This window comes from Streptomyces sp. NPDC098781 (assembly GCF_044759995.1).
GTDB lineage: Bacteria > Actinomycetota > Actinomycetes > Streptomycetales > Streptomycetaceae > Streptomyces.
The window spans coordinates 39935-58095 of the sequence record NZ_JBIWAK010000001.1 but is presented as its reverse complement, the minus strand read 5'-3'; the positions used below and the strand labels follow the sequence as shown (position 1 = coordinate 58095).

The 18161-nt window shown below is 71.6% G+C and carries 21 protein-coding genes; 9 read left to right on the top strand and 12 right to left on the bottom strand.

The features are described 5' to 3' along the window. Window positions 1-18 precede the first annotated feature (18 nt). The 3 genes from ACIQWG_RS00290 (at window position 19) to lnt (ending at window position 2539) form a co-directional block, all read left to right on the top strand. Window positions 19-198, top strand: coding sequence for a hypothetical protein (locus ACIQWG_RS00290; RefSeq protein WP_078504336.1), 180 nt, complete (start codon window positions 19-21; stop codon window positions 196-198). A 200-nt stretch (window positions 199-398) separates the two neighbouring features. Continuing rightward, window positions 399-884, top strand: coding sequence for a nuclear transport factor 2 family protein (locus ACIQWG_RS00285; protein WP_404088590.1), 486 nt, complete (start codon window positions 399-401; stop codon window positions 882-884). Between the two features lie 71 nt (window positions 885-955). After that, a complete protein-coding gene (lnt, locus tag ACIQWG_RS00280) occupies window positions 956-2539 on the top strand; it encodes an apolipoprotein N-acyltransferase (protein WP_404088587.1) in 1584 nt (527 codons plus the stop codon). Here the strand turns inward: lnt and ACIQWG_RS00275 are convergent. Both ACIQWG_RS00275 and ACIQWG_RS00270 read right to left on the bottom strand, forming a co-directional pair. Then, window positions 2463-3368, bottom strand: a complete 906-nt coding sequence (locus ACIQWG_RS00275) for a Gfo/Idh/MocA family protein (RefSeq protein WP_404088584.1) — start codon at window positions 3366-3368, stop codon at window positions 2463-2465. The two genes, lnt and ACIQWG_RS00275, sit on opposite strands and share 77 nt — an antisense overlap. Next, on the bottom strand, window positions 3340-4566 hold the full coding sequence (locus tag ACIQWG_RS00270; protein WP_404088581.1) for an FAD-dependent monooxygenase: 1227 nt from the start codon (window positions 4564-4566) through the stop codon (window positions 3340-3342). The genes ACIQWG_RS00275 and ACIQWG_RS00270 overlap by 29 nt, the downstream gene beginning before the upstream one ends. A 97-nt stretch (window positions 4567-4663) precedes the next feature. On the opposite strand from ACIQWG_RS00270, the gene ACIQWG_RS00265 reads away from it, so the two are divergent. The 3 genes from ACIQWG_RS00265 to ACIQWG_RS00255 all read left to right on the top strand — a co-directional run bounded on the left by ACIQWG_RS00265 (window position 4664) and on the right by ACIQWG_RS00255 (window position 6444). Beyond that, entirely contained in the window at window positions 4664-5290 is a 627-nt protein-coding gene (locus ACIQWG_RS00265) for a TetR/AcrR family transcriptional regulator (RefSeq protein WP_404088579.1), read from the top strand. A gap of 19 nt (window positions 5291-5309) precedes the next feature. Then, complete coding sequence (locus ACIQWG_RS00260; protein WP_404088576.1) at window positions 5310-5819, top strand: DinB family protein; 510 nt, start codon at window positions 5310-5312, stop codon at window positions 5817-5819. Between the two features lie 112 nt (window positions 5820-5931). Then, window positions 5932-6444: a hypothetical protein gene (locus ACIQWG_RS00255; protein WP_404088574.1), complete on the top strand. Its 513-nt coding sequence runs from the start codon at window positions 5932-5934 to the stop codon at window positions 6442-6444. A gap of 46 nt (window positions 6445-6490) precedes the next feature. On the opposite strand, the gene ACIQWG_RS00250 is transcribed toward ACIQWG_RS00255, so the two are convergent. From ACIQWG_RS00250 to ACIQWG_RS00220, 7 genes are all read right to left on the bottom strand, one after another. Continuing rightward, window positions 6491-6946, bottom strand: a complete 456-nt coding sequence (locus ACIQWG_RS00250; protein ID WP_404088571.1) for a hypothetical protein — start codon at window positions 6944-6946, stop codon at window positions 6491-6493. A gap of 170 nt (window positions 6947-7116) precedes the next feature. Next, on the bottom strand, window positions 7117-7800 hold the full coding sequence (gene ung, locus ACIQWG_RS00245; protein ID WP_404088568.1) for a uracil-DNA glycosylase: 684 nt from the start codon (window positions 7798-7800) through the stop codon (window positions 7117-7119). A gap of 140 nt (window positions 7801-7940) precedes the next feature. After that, window positions 7941-9521: an ABC transporter substrate-binding protein gene (locus tag ACIQWG_RS00240; protein ID WP_404088565.1), complete on the bottom strand. Its 1581-nt coding sequence runs from the start codon at window positions 9519-9521 to the stop codon at window positions 7941-7943. Window positions 9522-9726: 205 nt separating this feature from the next. After that, window positions 9727-10485, bottom strand: a complete 759-nt coding sequence (locus ACIQWG_RS00235) for an SDR family oxidoreductase (RefSeq protein ID WP_404088562.1) — start codon at window positions 10483-10485, stop codon at window positions 9727-9729. Between the two features lie 12 nt (window positions 10486-10497). Beyond that, on the bottom strand, window positions 10498-11259 hold the full coding sequence (gene fabG, locus ACIQWG_RS00230) for a 3-oxoacyl-ACP reductase FabG (RefSeq protein ID WP_404088559.1): 762 nt from the start codon (window positions 11257-11259) through the stop codon (window positions 10498-10500). 113 nt (window positions 11260-11372) lie between these two features. Beyond that, window positions 11373-11822, bottom strand: coding sequence for a DUF3037 domain-containing protein (locus ACIQWG_RS00225; RefSeq protein ID WP_404088556.1), 450 nt, complete (start codon window positions 11820-11822; stop codon window positions 11373-11375). Further along, a complete protein-coding gene (locus ACIQWG_RS00220) occupies window positions 11819-12583 on the bottom strand; it encodes a HipA family kinase (RefSeq protein WP_404088555.1) in 765 nt (254 codons plus the stop codon). The genes ACIQWG_RS00225 and ACIQWG_RS00220 overlap by 4 nt, the downstream gene beginning before the upstream one ends. A 220-nt stretch (window positions 12584-12803) precedes the next feature. On the opposite strand from ACIQWG_RS00220, the gene ACIQWG_RS00215 reads away from it, so the two are divergent. Further along, complete coding sequence (locus ACIQWG_RS00215; protein WP_404088552.1) at window positions 12804-13295, top strand: Rieske (2Fe-2S) protein; 492 nt, start codon at window positions 12804-12806, stop codon at window positions 13293-13295. Here the strand turns inward: ACIQWG_RS00215 and ACIQWG_RS00210 are convergent. Beyond that, window positions 13282-13932, bottom strand: coding sequence for a cysteine hydrolase (locus tag ACIQWG_RS00210; RefSeq protein WP_404088549.1), 651 nt, complete (start codon window positions 13930-13932; stop codon window positions 13282-13284). The two genes, ACIQWG_RS00215 and ACIQWG_RS00210, sit on opposite strands and share 14 nt — an antisense overlap. A gap of 139 nt (window positions 13933-14071) precedes the next feature. On the opposite strand from ACIQWG_RS00210, the gene ACIQWG_RS00205 reads away from it, so the two are divergent. After that, window positions 14072-14539 carry a pyridoxamine 5'-phosphate oxidase family protein gene (locus ACIQWG_RS00205; RefSeq protein WP_404088547.1) on the top strand — a complete coding sequence of 156 codons (468 nt, stop codon included), beginning with the start codon at window positions 14072-14074 and terminating at the stop codon, window positions 14537-14539. A 22-nt stretch (window positions 14540-14561) separates the two neighbouring features. On the opposite strand, the gene ACIQWG_RS00200 is transcribed toward ACIQWG_RS00205, so the two are convergent. Further along, the gene (locus ACIQWG_RS00200) at window positions 14562-15464 is read right to left on the bottom strand and encodes a LysR family transcriptional regulator (protein ID WP_404088544.1); all 903 of its coding nucleotides are present in this window, start codon (window positions 15462-15464) and stop codon (window positions 14562-14564) included. A gap of 38 nt (window positions 15465-15502) precedes the next feature. Here ACIQWG_RS00200 and ACIQWG_RS00195 point away from each other — a divergent pair, with 38 nt between their 5' ends. After that, entirely contained in the window at window positions 15503-16483 is a 981-nt protein-coding gene (locus ACIQWG_RS00195) for a DMT family transporter (RefSeq protein WP_404088542.1), read from the top strand. A 313-nt stretch (window positions 16484-16796) separates the two neighbouring features. Here ACIQWG_RS00195 and ACIQWG_RS00190 read toward each other — a convergent pair whose 3' ends face one another. Beyond that, window positions 16797-18128 carry an aminotransferase class I/II-fold pyridoxal phosphate-dependent enzyme gene (locus ACIQWG_RS00190; RefSeq protein ID WP_404088539.1) on the bottom strand — a complete coding sequence of 444 codons (1332 nt, stop codon included), beginning with the start codon at window positions 18126-18128 and terminating at the stop codon, window positions 16797-16799. Window positions 18129-18161 lie beyond the last annotated feature (33 nt).

Here is an 18161-nt window from a genome sequence, read left to right as displayed (position 1 = left end):
GCCCCTAGGCTTGTCCGCATGTCCCCCCATTCCTTAGGCCCTGGTTCCGTGCGGTCTGCTGCCGAGGTGAACGAGGAGATCCGCGCCCTGTGGCTGCGCGCGGGAGGTTCCCTGTCGGCTCAGGAGCGCGCGGAATACGAGCTATTGGTGGTCGAGTGGGCGGCCGCCATCCGCGGTGAGGTCATCGAGGCGGCCTGAGCCCGCACCCACCCGCCGGCCCGCACATCACGCCGCGGCCTGGTCATCTTCCTGAACGGCACGTCCAGTTCGGGCAGGGGCACGCGCACCCCAGCAGGACCCCGCCCGCCGCCGGCAAAACTCACGCGCCCCACCCACATCCCCGGAATGCCGCCGTACGCCCCCTTGGCTCCGCCCCTCACATGCCCAACACTGAGCCGATGACGCAGCGTGCGGAACTCGCCACCCTGAGGGATCGGCTGGCGGTCGACGGGATGATCACCGACTATGCGGTCGCCGTGGACGACGGCGACTGGGCGGCGTACCGGAGCCTGTTCACGTCGGACGGGCGTGCGGACTACCGTTCGGCCGGCGGTATCGAGGGGGACGCCGGCAGCGTCGCCACATGGCTCGCGGAGAGTCTCCATGTGTTCTCGATGCGCCAGCACCTCATCGTCAACCGACGGGTGCGGTTCGGGATCCTGGAGCAGGACACCGGGGACACCGCCAGGGTGCAGGCGGACTATGTCAATCCGATGCGGCTCGCGGGGAACGGCGAGGGCGCCTCGGCGCCCGATTTCGTGTGCGGCGGAAGGTACGCGTTCGCACTGCTGCGCACCGACGACGGCTGGCGGCTGCGCGAGGTGATCGTGCAGGAGAAATGGCGCCGCCTGCCCGAGCGGACCGCGCCCGCGGTGATCGACTGAGCGGACGCCCACTGTCCCAGTGTCAGTGCCTGTGAGCACACTGGAAGGACCACGGGGTAGGGAGGCGCCGCATGCAGACGATCAGCCGCTGGCTCACCTCGCCGTGGCGGCGCTCGATCGCCGCCACCGCGGCCGGTGCGCTTCCGGTGCTCGCCTTTCCCCAACCGGCGCTGTGGTGGTTCGCGTACGTCGCCCTGGTCCCGTGGATGGCGCTGCTGCGCACCGCGCCGACCGGTCGACGGGCCCTGCGCGAGGGCTGGTGGGGCGGTTTCGGCTTCATGCTGGCGATGCACCACTGGCTGCTGCCGAACCTGCATGTCTTCACCTTCGTCATCGCCGCCCTGCTCGGTGCCCTGTGGGCTCCCTGGGGCTGGCTGGTGCGGCGCTTCCTGGGCGCCCCGGTCCCGTCCGCGGGCCGGGTGGCGGCGGCGCTCCTCGTCCTGCCGTCCGGCTGGCTGCTGGTCGAGCTCGTCCGTTCCTGGCAGCAGCTCGGCGGCCCCTGGGGCGTCCTGGGCTCCAGTCAGTGGCAGGTGGAGCCCGCGCTGCGGCTCGCCTCGGTGGGCGGTGTGTGGCTGATCAGCTTCCTCGTCCTGGTCGTCAATGTCGCGGTCGCCGTGCTGGTGACGATCCGCGCGTCCCGGGTCCCGGCCGTGGCCGGTCTCGCCGCGACGGCCGTGGCGACCTCGGCGGCCTGGGTGTGGTCCCCGCGGCCCGACGTCCAGGACCGCGTGAAGATCGCCGTCGTGCAGCCCGGCGTCATCGAGGGTGGCGGCGCGGCCGACCGGCGCTTCGACCGCGAGGTGCGGCTCACCCGGGAGCTGGCGGGCCAGGGCGTCGGGCTGATCGTCTGGGGCGAGAGCAGCGTCGGCTACGACCTCGACGACCGGCCCGACTTCGCGCGCCGGCTCGCCGCCCTGTCCCGCGAGACGGGGGCGGACATCCTGGTGAACGTGGACGCGCGGCGCTCCGACAAGCCCGGCATCTACAAGAGCTCGATCCTGATCGGCCCGGACGGCCCGACCGGCGCCCGCTACGACAAGATGCGGCTCGTCCCGTTCGGGGAGTACATACCGCTGCGCTCGATGCTGGGCTGGGCGACCTCCGTGGGCAAGGCCGCCGCCGAGGACCGCAGGCGCGGCACCGAGCAGGTGGTGATGGACGCGGGGCACGGGCTGCGGATCGGCCCCATGGTCTGCTTCGAGTCCGCGTTCCCGGACATGAGCCGCAGCCTCGCGGACCACGACGCCCAGGTGCTGATCGCCCAGTCCGCGACGTCCACCTTCCAGCAGAGCTGGGCCCCCGAGCAGCACGCCTCGCTCGCCGCGCTGCGTGCCGCCGAGACCGGCCGCCCGATGGTGCACGCGACGCTGACCGGTGTCTCCGCCGTGTACGGCCCGAGCGGGCAGCGCGTGGGCTCCTGGCTGGGTACGAGCCAGAGCGCGAGCGCGGTCTACGAGATACCGCTGGCCGGCGGCGTCACACCGTACGTCCGCTTCGGCGACTGGGTGGCGCAGGCGGCGCTGCTGATCGTCGCCGCCTGGTGTGTCGGCGAGGGCGTACGGACCGTACGGCCCCGGTTCAGGCGGTCCGCTCCTGAACCGCACGTACGACCCGCTCGCACAGCTCATGGGTCGCCAGCGCGTCCCGGGCGCTGAGCACCTTGCCCGCGCGCACCGCGTCGAGGAAGGCGAGCACCACCTGCTCGATGCCGCGCTGCCGGGCCACCGGCACCCAGTCACCGCGCCGGCGCACGGTCGGCTGACCCTTGTGGTCGACGACCTCGGCGAGGTTGAGGACCTGGCGCTTGGTGTCCTGCCCGGACACCTCCAGGATCTCCTCGGCGGAGCCGCTGAGCCGGTTCATCACGCCCAGCGCGGTGAAGCCGTCGCCGGCGAGCTGGAGCACGACATGGTGCAGCAGCCCGCCCTCCACGCGGGCGCGCACGGTGACGTCGTCGATCGGGCCGGGCACGAGGAAGCGCAGGGTGTCCACGACGTGGATGAAGTCGTCGAGGATCATCGCGCGCGGCTCCTCCGGCAGCCCGATCCGGTTCTTCTGCATCAGGATCAGCTCGCGCGGGTGGTCGGCGCACTGCGCGTAGCCGGGGGCGTAGCGCCGGTTGAAGCCGACGGCGAGGCTCACCTCGCGCTGCTCGGCGAGTGCCACCAGCCGCTCGGAGTCGGCGAGTCGGTAGGCGAGCGGCTTGTCGACATACGTCGGCACGCCCGCCTCCAACAGCGCGGTCACGATCTCCGGGTGCGCGACGGTGGGCGCGTGCACGAAGGCGGCGTCGAGGTCCTGGGCGAGGAGTGAGTCGAGGTCCGTGTGCCGCTGCCCGGCCGGGATGCGGAGACCGTCGGCGACCCGGTCGAGCGTCGCGGGCGTACGCGTCTGGAGGTGCAGTTCGACCCCGGGCTGTACGCCGAGCACCGGCAGGTATGCCTTCTGCGCGATGTCACCGAGTCCGATACAGCCGACCTTCACGGGGTTGTCTCCTCTGGTGGTTGTCCGCCGGGGCCTTTCCGGCAGCATACGGCGCCTGCGGGGGCCGCCAGCCGGCGATGTCCTCGTAGCTCCGCAGGAACAGCAGCGGGGCCGCCTTGGACAGCGCGGCCAGTGCGGTGTTCCGTACGGCGATCCCGGCTCGGCCGGTCATCATGTTGAGGCGGCCGGCCTTGGCCGCCCGGCGGGCGATGGCGGTCGTCCGCGGGAGACGGGCCGCCGTGTACGCGGCGAGGTCGTCGCAGTGGGCGGCGAGGACGACGGCGTCCTCGATGGCCTGGTTGCCGCCCTGTCCCAGGGTCGGCTGCATGGCGTGCGCGGCGTCACCGACCAGGGCGACCCGGCCGCGGTGGTAGGCGGGCAACGGCTCGGCGATGTGGTGGACGTCGTGGCGCAGGACGTCCTCGGGCCGGGCGGCGGCGAGGATCGCGGGGATCGGGTGGTGCCAGTCGCCGTACCGGCGCAGCAGTTCGGCCTTCTCGTCGTCGGGGGCGCACTCCCCGGCGGGCGTGATCGCCGCGGCATACGCGTAGACGCGGCCGTCCTTGAGCGGGTGCGAGCCCCAGATGCGGCCCCGGCCCCAGGTCTCGTGCGAGGCGAACTCCACGCCGGGCACCGGGATGACGACCCGCCATGTGGTGAACCCGGAGTACACGGTCCCGGGATGCTCCGGGAACAGCGCCCGGCGTACGGCGGACCGGATGCCGTCGGCGGCCACCACCAGGTCGGCCTCCCGTTCGCCGTCCGGGGTGTGCACGCGCGCCGGTCGGCCGGCGTCCCCCGGGTCGGCCACCGTCGCGGCGGATCCGGTGCGGACGGCGTCGCTGGGGAGCCGGGCGGCGAGGCTGTTGACGAGGGTGGCCCGGTGCAGGAGGACGAGGGGGCCGCCGAAGCGTTCCGCCACGGCGGCCGCGTCCGTGCGAGAGAGCCAGCGTCCGGACGGGGTGCGCAGCCCGCCGTCGCCCTGCCAGGCCGCCAGGTCGCGGATCTCGTCGCCGAGCCCGATGACGTCCAGCGCGCGCAGGGAGTTGGGCGCGAGGGAGATGCCCGCGCCGACCGGGTCCAGGGACGGGGCGCGCTCCAGCACGGTGACGTCCCAGCCGCCCTGGCTCAGCGCGACCGCCGCGGTCAGGCCTCCGATGCCGCCGCCGATGACGACGGCCCGCCTCGACTGTGCCATGGCTTCCTCCCAGGTTGACTACAGGTGTAGTAGCGCTCCGCCTCGACTGTACTACAGACGTAGTGCGCCATGTATTACGAGAGGTAGGTTGATCTCCATGTCCGTACGCTCCGCCGGTGCCGCACGCGCCGATCTCGTCGCCGACTCCGCCCTCGCCCTGCTCGCGGAGCGCGGCATGCGGGGGCTCACGCACCGGGCGGTCGACGAGGTGGCGGGGCTGCCGCAGGGCTCCACGTCGAATCTGGCGCGCACCCGGCAGGCACTGCTGGAGCTCGCGGTACGGCGGCTCGCCGAGCGTGAGGCGCGGGTCCTGGCGCTGGAGGAGATGCCGGACCCGCGAGGCGGCCTCGACGCGCTGGTCGACGGCTTGGCGCTGGCGACGCACCGAGCCCTGACCCACCACCGCGAACTCACCCTCGCCCGCTACGAACTGGCGCTGGAGGCCACCCGCCGCCCCGAACTGCGCGCCTACTTCGACGCGACGGGCGCCCGCTTCCGCGACCAGCTCACCGTCCTGGTGACCGCGATGGGCTCGACGGCCCCGGCCCGGCACGTGCTGTCGCTGGTGGCATGGGCGGACGGGCTGATGTTCAGCTGCGTGGCCGGTTCCTTCAACGCGGAGGTGCCGAGCCCGGACGAGGTGCGGGCGGGGCTGCGCGAACTGCTCGCGGGGATGTTCGCCGACGCCTCCGCCCCGGCAAAAATCCCTGGTGAATCAGGGTGAGTTGAGCGACGATGCGGGCATGACGACCGAACGCCACGAGCCCGCGACCACCGCCGACGAACGCACCATGCTGGAAGGCTGGCTGGACTACCACCGGCAGACACTCGCGTGGAAGTGCGAGGGCCTCACGGACGCCCAGCTCAGGACCGCCTCGGTGGAGCCGTCCGAGCTGACCCTGATGGGCCTGGTCCGGCACATGGCCGAGGTGGAGCGCTTCTGGTTCCACGAGATCCTTCTGGGCGAGGACCTCGGCGTCCTCTACGCCAACGAGGAGGACCCGGACGGCGAGTTCCACTTCACCGACGCGGACACCTGGGACGAGGCGCACACCACCTGGCAGCGCGAGATCGCCAACGCCCGTCGCCATGCGGCCGGGGTCGGTCTGGACGATCTCTCCAAGGGCACGAGCCGCTCCGGCGAACCGTTCAATCTGCGCTGGATCATCACGCACATGATCGAGGAGTACGCCCGTCACAACGGCCACGCCGACCTGATCCGCGAGCGCGTCGACGGCGCCACGGGCGACTGACGTCAGCGGGGGCGGGCCGGCGCGACCCGTACGGGGACGGAGATCACCCGTGTGGATCAACCTCTGCTCGTCCGCTGTCCCAACGACCCCGCGACGCAGCAGAGTTGCGCGGGTGCATCGAACGACGACCACCGCAACGCTTCTGGTCACCGTGGCCGTATCGGCCCTGTCCGGCTGTACGACGGTCCAGCGCCCGCCGGTCCCCGGCGCGCCGACGGCGCCGTCCCGGCCGGAGCTTCCCCGGCCCAGCGGGCACACGGCTCCCGAGGCCGTACAGGCGCCGGCCCGTGAGGCGCTTGCCCTCATCGGCCCGCCCCGGAGCCCGGACCCCACGTCGTCCGCCGCACACTCCGCGCCACCGACCACGCCGCCCCTGGTGCAGCCCACGCCCCGGGCACCCCGTCCGCACGAGCGCCCCGGGCACCAAGAACCCCACCGCCGCCCGCAATCCGACCCCGCCCCGGCCGTGCCGGAGGCGCCGAGCGCCGCGATCCCCGAGGTGTCGAAGTCGCTCCCCAAGGAGGTCCAGGGGAACCCGGACGTCTGCGCACTGGGCAGGAAGTACGGCGGCTGGCGGCCGGACAGCCCGGAGTCGAGGATCTGCGACCAGACGTACGGACAGTGACGGGGCACGGCAGGAACGCAGCAGACCGGCGCCGAGAGGGCCGCCCTTACGCCCCCTCCCCCAACCGACCCTCCAGCCGCAGGATCTCGGCCCGGACCCCGTCCCCGTAGCTGTCGTCCCGCAGCACCCCCGCCGCTCCCCGAGCCCGCCGCAGATGCGCGCGGGCCGCCTCCGCGCGGTCGAGCTTGACGTAGTCGGCGGCCAGGTTCAGATGCAGCGAGGGATACAGAGCGCGCAGGCCGACCGCGCCGCTCGCTCCCTCCGCCTCCGTCAACGCCCGTAGATCCCAGGCCAGTTCGTCCGAGGGGTCGTCCTGCGTATCGGCCAGGTAGTGCGCCAGTGTGCATCGGTGCAGGGGGTCGGCGTCCTCCCCGAGCTCCGTCCACAGGTCCAGCAGCCGGCGCCGGGCCTCCTCGCGGTCCCCGGCGTGATGGAGCATCACGACCTGCCCGATCCGCGTCAGCACGGCGTCCGGCGCCGTCCGCTCCTGTCGCTCCGCCACCGCGTCCTCCGGGCCCTCGTCGGCTGGTCCGTCCCGACGCTAACCGGCCCCACCGGCATTACCGGTCAGGCGGCTCCGTACGGCCACCGGGCCGGTCCGGCGAAGGACGGCTCAGAACGAGGCCGTCCGACCCGAGGACCTGGCCCGGACATCCCCCACCCGGCGACGGCTCAGCCCAGATCCGGAATCCGCCAGTCGATCGGCTCGTGCCCCTGCTGGGCGACCGCCTCGTCGATCTGCGTGAACGGACGCGACCCGAAGAACTTCTTCGCCGAGAGCGGCGACGGATGCGCGCCCTTCACCACCACGTGCCGCGTCTCGTCGATGAGCGGGAGCTTCTTCTGCGCGTAGTTGCCCCACAGCACGAACACCGCGGGGTCGGTGCGGCCGGCCACCGCCCGGATCACGGCGTCGGTGAACTTCTCCCAGCCCTTGCCCTTGTGCGAGTTCGCCTCACCGGCGCGCACCGTCAGCACCGCGTTGAGCAGCAGGACGCCCTGCTCGGCCCACGGCATCAGATAGCCGTTGTCGGGGACGGGGTGGCCGAGCTCCTCCTTCATCTCCTTGTAGATGTTGCGCAGCGAGGGCGGCGTCTTCACTCCGGGACGGACCGAGAAGCACAGGCCGTGGCCCTGCCCCTCGCCGTGATACGGGTCCTGGCCGAGGATCAGGACCTTCACCTTCTCGTACGGCGTGGCGTCCAGCGCGGCGAAGACCTCCTCGCGCGGCGGATAGACGGGACCCTTCGCCCGCTCCTCCTCGACGAACTCCGTCAGCTCCTTGAAATAGGGCTGCTGAAGCTCGTCACCCAGAACCCCGCGCCAGGACTCGGGCAGCATGGCGATGTCGGTCACGTCAACTTCCTTACGCTGTACGGCACACGATGTGCGGTCCACGACCAGCGGTCGCTTCCGGTTCTCAGAACCTACAGGCGACCACTGACAATCGCCCGCGGACCGCACATCCCGACAGCCGACCCGCCGGAGGGTCTCCCCTACCAGCTGGTCTTCCTGGACAGCTCGCCCACCATCATGATCGTCGACGGGTCCAGCGCCCGCTCCGCGCCCGAGATCTCCTCACTGGCGGCCACGTACTGCCGGCCCTGCCACAGCGGCAGCAGCCGGACGTCGTCGACGAGGATCCGCTGGGCGTCCTCGAAGTCCTTGACCACGTTGGCCCGGTCGCTCTGGGCGCGGGAGTTGGGCAGCAGCGTCTCGGTGATCTTCGGCACCAGGTACGGCGTACCGAGCGCGTTCTGCTCGCCGACGAACGGCGCGATGAAGTTGTCCGCGTCCGGGAAGTCGGGGAACCAGCCACGCCCGAACACCGGGTACTCGCCCTTCTGGTAGCCGCCGACGTACGTCTTCCAGGGGCGGCTCTTGAGGGTGATCTTGAACAGCCCGGACCCGTCGAGCTGGCTCTTCAGCTCCTCGAACTCGGCCTTGGTGGCGGAGCCGTAGCGGTCGCTGGTGTACCAGAGAGTGAGCGGGACGGGGGTGGTGATGCCCGCGTCGCCGAGGATCTCGCGCGCCTTGGCGGTGTCGGGCTCGCCGTAGTCGTCGAAGAAGCCCGTGGTGTGTCCGGTCAGGCCCTTGGGGACCATGGAGTACAGCGGCTCGACGGTGTCCTTGTAGACCTTGTGCGCGATGGCCGGGCGGTCGACGACCTGGGCGATGGCCTTGCGGACGGCGGACTTGCCCGCCATCGAGTCCTTGGGGTTGAAGACCAGGTAGTTGATCTCGGTGCCGGAGCCCTCGATCAGCTGGAGCTCGTCCTCGTCGTCGGCCTGGATGTCGACGATGTCGTCGGCGGCGAGGCCGCGGAAGGCGACGTCGAGCTTCTTGTCGCGCAGCCCGGCGACCATGGTGGGCGAGTCCTGGAAGTACCGGATGGTCACGGCGCTGTTCTTGCGCTCCGCGATGCCCTTGTAGCTGTCGTTCTTGACGAGTTCGGCCTGGTTGCCGTCGTCGTAGGACGACAGCGTGTACGGCCCGGAACCGACGATCGTCTCGCCCTCGCGGAGCTTGTCCTCCGGGTAGTCCTCGGGGTCGACGATGGACATCGCCGGCGTCGCGAGCACGAACGGGAAGGTCGCGTCGGCCTTGTTGAGGTGGAAGACGACCTCGCGGTCACTCAGCACCTGGACGCGGTCGAGGCTGCCGAGCAGACCGGCGGGGCCGCCGTTGACGTTGATCTTCCGGATCCGGTCGATCGAGTACTTGACCGCCTTGGCGTCGAGCGCGTGGCCGTCGGAGAAGGTGAGGCCCTCACGCAGCTCGCACTCGTACTTCAGGTTCGACGTGTCCGTGAACCGGCAGTTGTCTGCGGCGTCCGGCTCGGGGGCGGTCGCGCCCGAGGGGTAGCTGAGCAGGGTCTGGTAAATGTTGCGGAACAATTCCCAGGAGCTGTCCCAGGACGCGGCGGGATCGAGGGTGCTGGGGGCAGCGGTCGTCCCCACGACGATCGGGTCTTGCTCCTCCGTCGAATCGGACGAGAGGACACCGCACCCTGCCACCAGGGACGATATGGACGCGATGGCCGCCACCTGCCGCAGGCGTCGGATCCGGTTGAACACGCGCACGCTCCTCGATCTGCCATACCAAGGGTCGGCAGACCATACCGCAGTGTTCCGGCCGTTGAACCTCCTGTCTCATAGTGCACTTGTTCGCTCTTCGGGTGACTACGTTGTCAACGTTCGATGATCTTCCGATACGTCGACACGGGCGCCGCTGATGTCCAGCGGCGCCCGTGTCGATGTGGGCCGGGGGATGTCCCGTGCGTCAGCTGACGCCGGCGTTGAGGAAGATGCCGCCGTCGACCACGAGGGTCTGACCGGTGACCCAGTCGGACTGGTCCGAGGTGAGGAAGGCGGCGGCGCCGCCGATGTCGGACGGCACGCCCAGCCGGCCCAGCGGGTAGGCCGCGGCGGCCTCCGCCTCCCGGCCCTCGTACAGGGCCTGCGCGAACTTGGTCTTCACCACGGCGGGGGCGATCGCGTTGACCCGCACCTTGGGCGCGAACTCGTGGGCGAGCTGCTGGGTGAGGTTGATCAGCGCGGCCTTGCTGACGCCGTAGGCGGCGATGAAGGGCGAGGGCGCGATGCCGGCGACGGAGGCGATGTTGACGATCGCGCCGCCGTTGTCCTTCTGCCAGGCGTGCCAGGTCTTCTGCGCGAAGCCCAGCGCCGAGATCACGTTGGTCTCGAAGACCTTGCGCGCGACACCGAGGTCGAGGTCGGCGATCGGCCCGAACACCGGGTTGGTGCCGGCGTTGTTGACCAGGTGGTCCACCCGGCCGAAGGCCTCCATGGTGCGCTCGACGGCGACGGCCTGGTGGGCCTCGTCGTGCGCCTTGCCCGCCACGTAGATGGCGCGGTCGGCGCCGAGCTGCTCGACGGCCTCCTTGAGGGCGTCCTCGTTGCGGCCGGTGATGCACACACGGTCGCCCCGGGCGACGAGCGCCTCGGCGACGCCGTAGCCGATGCCGCGGCTGGCGCCCGTGATGAGCGCGACCTTGCCGGAGAGTTCTACCGAAGTCATGTTCCCTTGCCCCTAGTCGAGCGGTCCGCCGGCGACGTACAGCACCTGGCCGGAGACGAAGCCGGCCGCCTCGCCCGTGAAGAAGGCGATGGCGTTGGCGATGTCCTCCGGCTCACCCACCCGGGCCACCGGGATCTGGGTGGCGGCCGCCGCCTTGAAGTCCTCGAAGCCCATGCCGACGCGGTCGGCGGTGGCCTTGGTCATCTCGGTGGCGATGAAGCCGGGGGCGACGGCGTTGGCGGTGACGCCGAACTTGCCGAGCTCCTTGGCCAGGGTCTTGGTGAAGCCCTGGAGCCCCGCCTTGGCGGCGGAGTAGTTGACCTGCCCGCGGTTGCCGAGCGCGGAGGACGAGGAGAGGTTGACGATCCGGCCGAAGCCCGCGTCCACCATGTGCTTCTGGCAGGCCTTGGACATCAGGAAGGCGCCGCGCAGGTGGACGTTCATGACGGTGTCCCAGTCGGCGACGCTCATCTTGAACAGCAGGTTGTCCCGCAGCACGCCCGCGTTGTTCACCAGGATCGTCGGGGCGCCGAGCTCCTCGGCGATCCGCGCGACCGCCGCCTCGACCTGCGCCTCGTCGGAGACGTCGCAGCCGACCGCGAGGGCCTTGCCGCCGGCCGCGGTGATCTTCTCCACGGTGTCCTTGCAGGCGGCCTCGTCGAGGTCGATCACGGCGACCGCGCGGCCCTCCGCGGCCAGTCGTACGGCGGTGGCGGCGCCGATCCCGCGCGCTCCGCCGGTGACTACGGCGACCCGCTGCTCAGTGGTGGACATCAGTGACTCTCCTCGGTGAGCGACCGCTTAGTACCTTCGATGGACGTGACGCTAGAAGTCCTGGCACGCGGTGTCAACGGTCACCACGTGCATGTGATCCATTACCTGATCCGTCACCTCACCAACAGGTCGAGCAGCCGTTCCGTCTCGGCCGCCGGATCGACGGTGAGCCCGGTGTGCACGGGACCCGGCTGGACGACGGTCGAGCGGGGCGCGATCAGCCAGCGGAAGCGCCGCCCGGCGTCGTCGCCCGCGGCCTGCCCCGCCCCCACGTCGCCGCCGCAGACGCGCTCGACGGCCCCGAGGGCGGCCCGGACGCCGGTCACGTCCGCGTCCGGGTCGAGGGCGAGCAGCCGTGCCTCGTCGAGGTGGGTGCGGGCACCGACGTAGCCCTGGGCCCGGCAGTACACCAGCACGCCGGCGTTGATGCACTCGCCGCGCTCGACGCGGGGGACGACGCGCAGGAGGGCGTACTCGAAGACGTCTCGTTCGTTCGACTCGCCGCCCCGGATGATGTGCCGTTCGACGACGCTGCCGGCCATGTGGATGTGGCGCTCGCTCACTTGCCCTCCTCGATTCCGGTGACGCGCTCGTGGACGGAGGCGGCGCGGGCGAGCAGGGGCCGCGCATAGGCCCGCCGGAGGTCGTCGGGTGTGTCGAAGCCGGGTTCACCGGTCAGCCAGGCGTCCGGGATCTCCGCGGTGACCTCGGCCAGCAGGTCCTCGGTGACGCGCGGCGCGAGGTCGGCGGCGGCGCCCGCGAGGTCGGGGGCGAAGCGGGCGAGGGCGTGGTCGGAGGCGTCGTAGGGGCGGGCGGCGGAGGCCTCGGCGCCGGGCCAGTTGTGGTGCCAGATCATGGTCGCGCCGTGGTCGATCAGCCACAGCTCGCCCCGCCACCTGAGCAGATTGGGGTTGCGCCAGGACCGGTCGACGTTGTTGACCAGCGCGTCGAACCAGAGGACCCGGCCGGCCTCCTCGGGGCTCACCTCGAAGGCCAGCGGGTCGAAGCCGAGCGCCCCGGACAGGAAGTCCATGCCGAGGTTGGTGCCGCCGCTGGACCGGAGCAACTCCTGCACCTGCTGGTCGGGTTCGCCGAGCCCCAGCACCGGGTCGAGGTCGACCGTCACCAGGCCGGGCACCCGAAAGCCCAGCCTGCGGGCGAGTTCACCGCAGACGACCTCGGCGACCAGCGTCTTGCGGCCCTGTCCGGCGCCGGTGAACTTCATGACGTACGTCCCGAAGTCGTCGGCCTCGACGAGCCCCGGCAGCGAGCCGCCCTCGCGCAGCGGCGTGATGTAACGGGTCGCGATGACTTCCTTGAGCATCGCCCCAGGTTACTGGCGGGGCGCGGGGGCCGGGCGCGGGCCGGACGGGAGGCGGTGCGTCGGCGCCGACAGCGAATCGACAGCACCGGACAGGGAACCGACAGCTCCGCTTTACCCACCTCCTGGCCGGACCGGGTCAGGATTTCGACATCGTCTGAACAGCCGGTCCGGAGGGACCGTACCTCTCGGCAGATCACGAATTACCGGAAGGAACGTCAGCATGACCAGCGAATCAGTTCAGCCGGTGTCGAAACCCAGCCGCCGTGCCGTCGTGGCGGCGGTCGGCGCGGCGGGGCTCGCCGTCGCGCTGACCGCGTGCGGATCGGACGACGAGGCCTCGGGCCCGTCCACCGAGCAGGGTGCCGCCGACGGCGGCGCGACCACCGAGACCGGCGGCGGCTCGTCCGCCGAGGCCGGCGCGGGCGGTGCGGCACTGGCGAAGACCGCCGACATCCCCGAGGGCGGCGGCAAGGTCTTCGGCGACGAGAAGGTGGTCGTCTCGCAGCCCGCGGCGGGCGACTTCAAGGCCTTCTCGACGATCTGCACCCACCAGAACTGCCCGATGACGGACCTCAAGGAGGACACGATCTCCTGCGCCTGTCACGGCAGCCAGTTCTCCGTCCTGGACGGCAGCGTCAAGAAGGGGCCGGCGACCCAGCCGCTGGCCGCCCAGCAGATCAGCGTGTCGGGCGACTCGATCACGCTGGCCTGACCGCGCGCGGACGCCCGAAGCAGTCCAGCACCTCGTCCGTGGTCGCGACCGTGGCGACCAACGCGAGGGTGTGGCTGATCATCGCCGGGGTGTAGTCGGAGGGCACCCCGGCGATGGCGTCCCGGGGCACGACGACGACGTAACCCCGGTTCACCGCGTCGAACACGGCGTTGGGGATCGCCACGTTGGCCGAGACGCCGCTGACGATCAGTGTGCGGCAGCCGAGGTTGCGCAGCAGGGCGTCGACGTCGGTGCCCTGGATCGGGGACAGGCCGTGCAGTCGCCGTACGACGAGGTCCTCCTCGGCCACCTCGATCGGCGCGGCCACGCTCACCGCCTCGGTGCCGGACAGTTGCTGGACGGGGAGCCGTGCGGCGGCGCGGAAGAGGCGGGCGTTGTGGTTGGCACCGCGGCCGTCGGGGCGGCGTTCGGCGATGGCGTGGATCACCTGGGTACCGCTCTCGTGGGCCGCGTCCACCAGCCGGGCGACATTGGCGAGGGCTCCCGAATCGCGTGCCTCCTGGGCGAGTTCGGGCAGCGCGCTGTCCGCGCCGACGACGCCCTGCTGGCATTCGACGGTGAGCAGGACGGTGGTGGCGGGGTCGATCAGTGCGCGGAGTCGGTCGTACGACGGCATGGGTCCCCCCTTTGCCCGACGGCGGCGTGGGGCGGCGAGCGTAGCCACCATTGCGTGCGGACGGAAGACGACTCATCCTTTTCTGACGTGATGTCAGAGGATCTCTCCTCTGGCACGACGTGAGAGAAGAGGGGGCCGTATGACAGTCACTCAGCGCCGGGGCCGGAAGATCATGATGACGCCCGGTGAGCTGGACGAGTTCCTCACCACGCAGCGCACCTGCCGGGTCGCCACGGTGTCGACCGATGGGTTTCCGCATGTCAGCGCCCTGTGGTTCGCCTGGGACGGCACCTCGCTGTGGCTGTACTCGGTGGTCCGCAGCAAGCGGTGGACCGATCTGCTGCGGGACCCGCGGGTCGCGATCGTGATCGACACGGGTGAGGAGTACGAGCAGCTGCGCGGTGTCGAGCTGTCCGGCACCGTCGAGTTCGTGGGCGAGGCCCCGCGCGTGGGCGAACTGCGTGCCGAACTCGACGTCCCCGAGACGCTGTTCGCGCGCAAGAACTTCGGCCTCGACGAGATGCCGCACGACGGCCGGCACGCGTGGGTCCGGCTGACCCCCGAGAAGGTCGTGTCCTGGGACTTCCGGAAGCTGGGTGCGCGGTAACCCGCCCGATCACAGGGGCACTTCAGCCGATCTCCTCCGCCGCCGCCTGGAGGGCCCGCACCGCCGCCCGGATCGACGGGCGGCGGTCCGCGTCGGCGCGCCACACCGCGTAGATGTACCGGTGGACCCGGTTCCGCACCGGCACGGCCCGCACCCCGGGCGGCATCGGGTCTCGGCCCAGGCGGGGTGCGACACAGACGCCCAGTCCGGCGGCGACCAGGGCCAGTTGGGTGTGGTGCTCCTCGGCGCGGTGGGCGATCAGGGGCTCGATGCCCTTGGTGCGCAGCGTGTAGAGCAGCCACTCGTGGCAGAACTCGCCTTCGGGCCAGGCGACCCATTCGTCACCCGCGAAGTCCTCCAGGTCGACCTCGCGCCGGTCGGCGAGCGGGTGCCCCTCGGGCATGGCGATCTCCACCCGGTCGTCGAGGATCGGGGCCTTGGCGAGTCCCTCCGGCATGGGCAAGGGCTTGTTGTACCAGTCGAGGACGACGGCCAGGTCGGCGTCACCGCGGATCACCGCGGCGACCCCGTCCTCGGGCTCCAGCTCGTGCGAACGCAGGCGCAACGCCGGATGTTCGGCGCGCAGAGTGGTGAGCGCGGCCGGGAACAGCCCGCGCAGAGCCGTGGGGAAGGCGACCAGCCGCAGCTCACCGACCACCTGCCCGCGCTGCGCCTCCAGGTCGGACTGGGCGAGTTCGACCTGCGACAGGATGCGGGCGGCATGCTCGGCGAGCAGCCGGCCGGCGTCCGTCAGCCGGACCCCCCGGCCGTTCTTGGCGAGCAGCTGCTGGCCGATCTCCCGCTCCAGCTTGGACATCTGCTGCGAGACGGCCGAGGTCGTGATGTGCAGCCCCTCGGCGGCACCGCTGACCGAGCCGTGCCGGGCGAGGGCGTCGAGGGTGCGCAGGCGCTCCAGGTTCAACATGTAAGCAATTCTACGAGATACCGGGCTCGAAAACTCGATTGTGCTACGAGATTCCGTGCCCCATCGTTGCTGCCATGACCACCGCCACCGTCTCGCGCGGCACGCCCGCGGCCGCAACCGCCTCCGGCGCCTCGCGCCCCCGCCCGCGCCTCGACTGGCGGCTGCGCTTCGCCGTCCTCTCCCTGATCTGGGGCTTCAGTTTCCTGCTCATCAAGGTGGGCACGAACGGCTACGCCCCCTTCCAGGTCACCCTGGGGCGGCTGGTGTTCGGTACGGCGGTGCTGGCGGCCGCGATGGCGGTGAAGCGGGAGCGACTGCCGCGCGGGGCGCGGACGTGGGGGCATCTGGCCGTGGCCGCGTTCTTGCTGAACGCGCTGCCGTTCTCCCTGTTCGCGTACTCCGAGTTGACGATCCCGTCGACGCTGGCGGGCATCTGCAACGCGACCTCTCCGCTGTGGGGCATGGCCCTGTCGCTGGTCGCGCTGTCGGAGGACCGTCCGACGCGGGTCCGGGTGGCCGGGCTCGGAATCGGCTTCCTGGGCGTCCTGACGGTGCTCGGGGCATGGCAGGGCTTTCACGGGCTGGACGCCACCGGTACGGCGATGGCGCTGCTGGCCTCCTTGAGCTACCCGATCGGGTGGATATACGTCCGCCGGACGCTGGCCGGCTCCGGGGAGTCGCATCTGGCACTGACGGGCGCGCAGTTGCTGCTGGCGACCGTACAACTCGCGGTCGTCACACCCCTGTTCACGTCACTGCCGACGAAGTTCTCCCTGGTGCCGGTGCTGGCGATCGTGGCGCTGGGTGCGCTGGGGACCGGGCTCGCCGTGTTGATCCAGTACGGGCTGGTCGCCGAGGTCGGGCCCACCACGGCTCAGATGGTCACGTATTTCATCCCGGTGATCGCGACGGCCGCGGGGGTCGCCGTCCTCGGCGAGTCCCTTCGCTGGACCACGCCGGTCGGAGCGGTGATCGTGCTGGTGGGGGCGGCGCTCACGCAGGTGAAGCGGGGCCGTTGAGGGGGGCGGGACTGCTGGCGCCCGCCACTGGGGCGCGGCCTACGCCGACCCTTCGGAGTCGGTCAGGCGTAACTCCTCGCCGGCCCGAGGTGAAGCGAGGCGCCTGACGGTGCAGGATCACGGGCAACCGCCGGCCCGGCCCAGTGAGTCGCACCCCACGGCCGGGTGAAGGCGGTGACGCGGTAGCCCGCGGCAGGGCGGCCGGGGCGCATGAAGGGTGCGGACCGTTGGCCACCGCGGCCCCCGGCCCAGCGGGTCGCACCCCACGGCCGGCCCCCACGCCAGACCCTGCCCCGCGTCTCTCCAACACCGGTCAGGCATAACTCCTCGCCGGCCCAGGCCCCACCGCCCTCGCCACCGCGTCCGCCAGCGAAGCGGCCTCATCCGCGCCGAGTGTGGAGGTGGTGATCCTGATCCCGGGCGGCGCGCTGCTGCGGAAGCGGGCGCCGGGTGAGACCGCCCAGCCCGCGTGCAGCAGGCTCGCCACCGCGCCGGTCTCGTCAGGGACCGGGACCCAGACGTTGAGGCCGCTGCGCCCGTGCGCCTCGATTCCGCGCTCGGCCAGGGCCTCCATGAGCCGGGTACGGCGCCGGCCGTACGTCCGCGCCACCGCCACCGGGTCCACGGCTCCCTCCGCCCAGAGCCGCACCACGGCCCGCTGCACCAGGCGGCTCACCCAGCCGGCGCCGAGCCGCTGCCGTCCGCGCACCCGGTCCATGGTGACCCGGTCCCCGGTGAGGACGGCGAGGCGCAGGTCGGGGCCGTAGGCCTTGGCGACCGAGCGGACGAAGGCCCAGTGGTGGGTGATGCCGGCCAGGGGGTGGACGGGCAGGTCGACGATGCCGTGCCCGTGGTCGTCCTCGATCAGCAGGATCTCCGGGTGCCGCCGCACTTCGGCGCGCAGGGCACGCGCGCGCGTGGCGCTCACCACCGCGCCGGTGGGGTTCTGCACCCGGTCGGTCACGATCAGGGCGCGGGCACCGGAGTCGAGGGCGCGCCGGACGTCGTCGGGCACCGGTCCCTCGTCGTCGACCCGGACGGAGACGGTACGCAGTCCCAGCGCCGGGATCAGGTCCAGCAGGCCGCCCCAGCCGGGGTCCTCGACGGCGATGGTGTCGCCGGGCTTGAGGTGGGACACGAGGACGCGCTCGATGGCGTCCAGCGACCCCGAGGCGACGGCGAGGGGGCCGTCCGGCACGCCGTCGGCGTCCAGCCGGGCCCGCGCCATCCGCGCCAGCTCCGGCTCCACGGCGTCGTCCCCGTACAGCACGGGCTGCCGGTCGGCGTGCTCCGCCGCGGCCGCGAAGGCCTTGGCCAGCGACGGCAGCAGGGCCGGGTCGGGGTTGCCGCTCGCCACGTCCCGGACCCCCTCCGGCACATGGACCCGGAGCGACTCACGCCCGGTCGTGGCGGGCCTGGGCCGCACCCGGCTCCCGCGGCGGCCCGCGGTCTCGATCACACCCCGCTCCCGCAGAACGCGATAGGCGGCGGCGACCGTATTGGGGTTCACACCCAGCTCGGTGGCCAACTCCCGCATGGGAGGCAGCAGTTGCCCCGGATCCAGCTCGCCCGCGCCGACCGCGCGCTCCACGCTCGCCGCGATCTCGGCTGCGCGCCGCCCTTCGATCCTATATTCTCCTAGCACAAACAACATTATGTACTAGTGCAATGGAGAACG

Coding starts and splice junctions, on each gene's coding strand:
- ACIQWG_RS00290 (WP_078504336.1), top strand. CDS start 19: ATGTCCCCCCATTCCTTAGGCCCTGGTTCCGTGCGGTCTGCTGCCGAG.
- ACIQWG_RS00285 (WP_404088590.1), top strand. CDS start 399: ATGACGCAGCGTGCGGAACTCGCCACCCTGAGGGATCGGCTGGCGGTC.
- lnt (WP_404088587.1), top strand. CDS start 956: ATGCAGACGATCAGCCGCTGGCTCACCTCGCCGTGGCGGCGCTCGATC.
- ACIQWG_RS00270 (WP_404088581.1), bottom strand. CDS start 4,566: ATGGCACAGTCGAGGCGGGCCGTCGTCATCGGCGGCGGCATCGGAGGC.
- ACIQWG_RS00265 (WP_404088579.1), top strand. CDS start 4,664: ATGTCCGTACGCTCCGCCGGTGCCGCACGCGCCGATCTCGTCGCCGAC.
- ACIQWG_RS00260 (WP_404088576.1), top strand. CDS start 5,310: ATGACGACCGAACGCCACGAGCCCGCGACCACCGCCGACGAACGCACC.
- ACIQWG_RS00235 (WP_404088562.1), bottom strand. CDS start 10,485: ATGACTTCGGTAGAACTCTCCGGCAAGGTCGCGCTCATCACGGGCGCC.
- fabG (WP_404088559.1), bottom strand. CDS start 11,259: ATGTCCACCACTGAGCAGCGGGTCGCCGTAGTCACCGGCGGAGCGCGC.
- ACIQWG_RS00220 (WP_404088555.1), bottom strand. CDS start 12,583: ATGCTCAAGGAAGTCATCGCGACCCGTTACATCACGCCGCTGCGCGAG.
- ACIQWG_RS00215 (WP_404088552.1), top strand. CDS start 12,804: ATGACCAGCGAATCAGTTCAGCCGGTGTCGAAACCCAGCCGCCGTGCC.
- ACIQWG_RS00210 (WP_404088549.1), bottom strand. CDS start 13,932: ATGCCGTCGTACGACCGACTCCGCGCACTGATCGACCCCGCCACCACC.
- ACIQWG_RS00205 (WP_404088547.1), top strand. CDS start 14,072: ATGACAGTCACTCAGCGCCGGGGCCGGAAGATCATGATGACGCCCGGT.
- ACIQWG_RS00200 (WP_404088544.1), bottom strand. CDS start 15,464: ATGTTGAACCTGGAGCGCCTGCGCACCCTCGACGCCCTCGCCCGGCAC.